Origin of the sequence: Paenibacillus sp. E194 (assembly GCF_000935845.1) — a bacterium.
GTDB classification, from domain to species: Bacteria; Bacillota; Bacilli; order Paenibacillales; family Paenibacillaceae; genus Paenibacillus_B; species Paenibacillus_B alvei_B.
Map to the genome: position 1 here is coordinate 1 of NZ_JMDX01000338.1, position 5,030 is coordinate 5,030.

At 45.0% G+C, this 5,030-nt stretch carries 5 protein-coding genes; 4 read left to right on the forward strand and 1 reads right to left on the reverse strand.

Translation table 11 applies throughout. From position 1 onward, the window contains the following. Nucleotides 1-44: 44 nt before the first annotated feature. Nucleotides 45-356, forward strand: a complete 312-nt coding sequence (locus tag AZ66_RS26810) for a helix-turn-helix domain-containing protein (RefSeq protein ID WP_021259129.1) — start codon at nt 45-47, stop codon at nt 354-356. Nucleotides 357-371: 15 nt separating this feature from the next. On the opposite strand, the gene AZ66_RS26815 is transcribed toward AZ66_RS26810, so the two are convergent. Continuing rightward, complete coding sequence (locus AZ66_RS26815; protein WP_044357681.1) at nt 372-2,453, reverse strand: sensor histidine kinase; 2,082 nt, start codon at nt 2,451-2,453, stop codon at nt 372-374. Nucleotides 2,454-2,613: 160 nt separating this feature from the next. Between AZ66_RS26815 and AZ66_RS26820 the strand changes: the two genes are divergently transcribed. The 3 genes from AZ66_RS26820 to AZ66_RS26830 all read left to right on the forward strand — a co-directional run. Further along, nucleotides 2,614-3,315, forward strand: coding sequence for a response regulator transcription factor (locus AZ66_RS26820; protein ID WP_021259131.1), 702 nt, complete (start codon nt 2,614-2,616; stop codon nt 3,313-3,315). A gap of 140 nt (nt 3,316-3,455) precedes the next feature. Further along, nucleotides 3,456-4,319 carry a class I SAM-dependent methyltransferase gene (locus tag AZ66_RS26825; protein ID WP_021259132.1) on the forward strand — a complete coding sequence of 288 codons (864 nt, stop codon included), beginning with the start codon at nt 3,456-3,458 and terminating at the stop codon, nt 4,317-4,319. A gap of 6 nt (nt 4,320-4,325) precedes the next feature. Continuing rightward, on the forward strand, nt 4,326-5,030 hold a 705-nt coding region (locus tag AZ66_RS26830; protein WP_044357682.1), incomplete at its 3' end, for an RluA family pseudouridine synthase.

Sequence of the window (5,030 nt, forward strand, 5' to 3'; positions counted from 1 at the left end):
CTGCGATCCTACCCTAGCATATTTTATGACAAAGGAGTCCTGCTATGACCTTTGGAGAGCGCTTACGCAATTTACGAACGGCCCGTAATATGTCGCAAGAGCAAGTAGCTCGACATATTGGATTAACTCGTTCGGCATATAGCCATTACGAAATTAACAATCGGCAGCCCGTCTATACAACCCTTCTCAAACTAGCTGTCTTATTTGATGTATCCGTGGATTACCTAATCAATGATAACTCCTATCTGGAATCACGCGAGACGAATCAGCTCCTGCAGCTATGGCACGGGCTTGATGCCGACTCAAGACAGCAGACACTCCAGCTCATGAGGCAATCACTCTACTCCAAGCGATAGAGTTTACGACCATCCCTATTTTACTTGAGCAGGCAATATAATGTAGAATGTCGTTCCATGTCCTTGCATACTCTCAACGCCGATTCTTCCTAAGTGTAATTCTACAATTTCTTTGGCAATTGCCAGCCCTATACCACTGCCGCCTGTCATTGAATTTCGCGACTTATCATTTTTGTAGAAACGGTCGAATAGATAAGGCAAGTCTTCTTCTCCCACACCAATTCCGGTATCCGTGATTTGAATATGCACCGCTTGCTCCTGTTTCAGATAGTCCACTTCAATGGTAATTGAGCCGCCAATTGGCGTAAATTTGACCGCATTATAAATAATGTTGTCAAATACCTGCATCATACGATCAATGTCCACTTCCAGCATAAGACTTACAGGCGGAGCATTGCGGTACGTCAAGTTGTAACATGCGAACATTAACCCTCTGCTTCGCAGTTCCAACTCGTAATGCTCTTCCAGATGCGAAATAAAATGTTCAAGAAGTACAGATTCTATCGATACAGGCACCCTTCTTGCTTCTAATTTGGACAACTCAAACAAATCGTCAATCAGATGATTCAAGCCATTAATTTTATTAAGCATGAGGCGAATATATTTCTTCTGCTGCTCTCTATCCTGAATTACCTCATCCTGCAGCGCCTCCAAGTAACCACGAATTAAGGTCATTGGTGTTCGCAAATCATGTGAAATATTCGTAAATAGATGCCTGCGGGAGGTCTCCATTCGCTCTAACTCATAATTTTTCATTTCTAAATTTGCGTTCATTTGAGTTAAGGCAGCTGTGCGTTCTTGTATCCGTGCTTCTAAGTTAGCATTCAGCTCTCGTAACTCGATCGTTACAGATTCTACGTCGTACATCGCCTTGGAATATCTCATTGAGATCATAAGTGACTGCATGAAAACGCAAAATACAAGTCCACTTGGAGCCAAGTCTCGAATGGGAGCAAGCGAATGATAATATAAAATATCATTCAGAACCAATATATTGAAAACGGTGAATCCGAATAATGCAATATGCGCCCCCATCCGTTGATTGTGGACAGCCTTAATATTCAATATGACTACATAGCATGCCGCCGCTATCACATATAACTGGTATAGAGGAAGGTAAGAGGTGAACGTACGCACAGGTAGGAATACAATGGAGCCAATTAGCAATGCTCCTGCGATATTCATTGCCGTATACGTCTTATGGCAGGCGTCCTCATAAAACAAATATCTCACATATCCGCATCCGGCTATTGTAGCCACGATCATTAGCACATATTCCAGGCGAATAACGAAATACCACGATAAACTAGGAAACCAAGTAAGCAGAATGGCATCTCCTGACGTTAGTATTCGTAATGCCATTGCAATACAAAGAATCGCAAACAGAAACGTATACCAATCCTTGCGCCTCTCTATGAACAGACCAATATGATAGAGCCCCACCATTAATAAGCAGCCGAACAGCATGCTGTCCCGAACCAATTCCAATCTGCTTTTGCTTATGATTTTCTCCGATGAACCCAGGTATAGAGACTGCCATATGCCTCCACGATGATGCGAGAAATTTGTAACCTCGATCACTATTTCTGCGGTGTTTCCAGGAGTACTCACCATAACCATGCGTTGCTTCATAGAAGGAACAGCATAGTCCGCAAATTCGGAGACTTGTCCTTCATGAATAATCGGCTTACCATTCACCCACATGCGATATGAACTATATATGCTGGGGAGCCATACACCCAACAGGTTATCCTTCGCATTCTTCTTTATCGTAAGATAATACGTCGCGACTCCCGTACCCGTTTTGGAGACCCCCGGATTCGTTAACTGATTCCAAGAAGCTGGCACCTTCACATCTGCCATCATTGAAGGGGAATCCGTTATTTTCTCCGTAGGAAGCAAGCTCCCCCATTTCATCTTCCACGTTCCGTTCAAAGGCACAATTCCATCTTTTTCGAAATTCCAGTTCCGCAAATCAAGTATTCCATTTTCCGCGCTCGGAGCACGCTTCGAATCAATAATCGCCCCTGCAACATGTAGAATAATTATAGTTATAATAATCATGGCCATCATAATATGAAAAGTTATTCGACGCATCGATGACGCCCTCCTCAACCCTTCCATTTTATAACATACTTTCTTATTTGACGATAGAAGAATCCAAGGAATTAAGGTTTCATGTCGCAATTAGGAATAGATTGCCATATCCTGACGATTTTCGCTATAATGAAAGAAGTGGCGGAGGTGATAACCTGCAGTGAACGAGAGCAAAATATTAATCGTAGATGATGAAATAGAGATTACCGAACTCATATCCTTATATTTGCGCAGGGAAGGCTACCGTGTATACGTTGCAGACAACGGATATACCGCCTTACAGATGATGAAGGAAATTGAACCAGACTTAATTATTTTGGACATCCTCCTCAAGTCGCTAGATGGTATTGAGGTATGCAAGGAAGTGCGCAAGACATCGCATGTTCCAATCCTCTTTATAAGCTGCAAGAGTGACGATGTAGACATTATTTTAGGTCTTACAGTCGGTGGAGATGATTACATTACGAAGCCATTCAGCCCTAGTCAACTCGTTGCTAGGGTCAAGGCCCATTTGCGCCGCAACTCTCTGTCTGCTCAAGCACTGCAACGCTCGGCTCAACACAGACTGTCCTACGAAGAATTGGAGATGGATTTGCAGAGCCACACCGTGACCGTACAAGGCAGAGCTGTTGCACTATCTGCCAAAGAATTCGACTTACTCGCGTATTTGGCGCAATCGCCGAACAAAGTATTCAAGTTGGAACAATTGTATCAACATATCTGGAATACCGAGAGCTTCGGTGATACACGAACACTCATGGTACATATTAGCAATCTACGCAAGAAGATCGAACCGGATCCTACACGCCCACGCTACATCGTAACCGTACGAGGTGTAGGGTACAAATTTCAAACCGAATAACCTGTTCTACAGCAATACCCGCATGAATTCATCTCATGCGGGTATTGCTTTCGTAAACTTTCTGGAAGCTTGGGCTTGTTTATAGTACAATAACGCTTAGTGTTAAGGAAGTTTGAACAGAAGAAAGGAAGTCACATTACATGTACATGTCTACTGACTGGAAAGACTATGAATTAATTGATACAGGCGGCGGAGAGAAGCTTGAACGCTGGGGAGATGTAGTGCTTCGTCGTCCCGATCCACAAATCATATGGCCTCTTGAAAGGGAGACAGATATTTGGCGCAATGTACACGGCCATTATCATCGCAGTTCCTCTGGCGGCGGTCAATGGGATATGAAGAAGCCTATTCCGGAGCGTTGGACGATTGAATACAAGCATCTCAAGTTCTATATTAAGCCAACGAACTTTAAACACACAGGTCTATTCCCTGAACAAGCAGTCAACTGGGACTGGATGATGAACAAAATTAAGAGTGCAAATCGTCCAATCAAGGTTCTTAACCTGTTCGCTTATACAGGTGGTGCAACAGTGGCCTGCGCATCTGCCGGCGCCGAAGTCTGCCATGTTGACGCTGCTAAGGGCATGGTGCAGTGGGCAAAGGAAAATGCCGGGTTGTCCGGTTTGGAATCTCACCCTATCCGTTTCATCACGGACGATGTATTCAAGTTCGTACAAAGAGAGCAGCGTAGAGGCAACAAATATGACGCCATCATTATGGATCCCCCTTCCTATGGTAGAGGACCTGGCGGAGAAACGTGGAAACTGGAGCAAAGCTTGTATCCGTTTCTTGAGTTCTGTACGACAATTATGTCGGACAACCCACTATTCCTGCAAATCAATTCATATACGACTGGGATCTCGCCTACCGTACTAAGCAATATGCTGAGTATGACAATGAAAAAGCGCTACGGCGGCAAGCTGTCCTCAGGTGAAATAGGCATCCCGATTACGAAGTCCGGTATGGTACTCCCTTGCGGTATATTGGGAAGATGGGAGGCATAACGATAGATGTTAGGCCAACCTGCAACTCCGCATATTGGCATCTTATACGAGGATAATCACGTAATCGTTGTCGAGAAGCCAGTTAATATCTTGTCACAAGCGGACGATACGCAGGATGCAGATATGGTAACCTTACTGAAGCAAGACTTGAAGGAGCGTTATGCGAAGCCTGGCAATGTCTATGTAGGTCTAGTCCACCGATTGGATCGTCCTGTCGGTGGAGCCATGGTATTCGCGAAGACGAGCAAGGCTGCCTCACGCTTATCTGATGTCGTTCGCACACACAAGCTGGGCAAGACTTACATGGCTGTCGTTCACGGCCGTCCAGCTAAGACCAACGAGACACTAACTCACCATTTGCTGAAGGATGTTCGCACGAACACAGTCCGCGCTGTTGCTCCTGGAACTCCTGGAGCCAAGGAGGCACGCCTGTCTTATGAGGTAGCTGGCATGAGCGACGACATGACGCTTGTGCGTATAGAGCTTCATACCGGACGACCGCACCAAATTCGCGTACAAATGAAAACGATAGGTTGTCCGTTATATGGTGATCAGAAGTACGGCGCTGATCGCAATAAGCCTGGTCAGCAGATTGCTCTATGGTCTGTGCAGCTATCGTTCCCCCATCCGACTACGAAGGAAGTTATGGAGTTTAGATCTCAGCCGCCCATGGAATACCCATGGAATCTCTGGGATCCGGCAATCTATTTT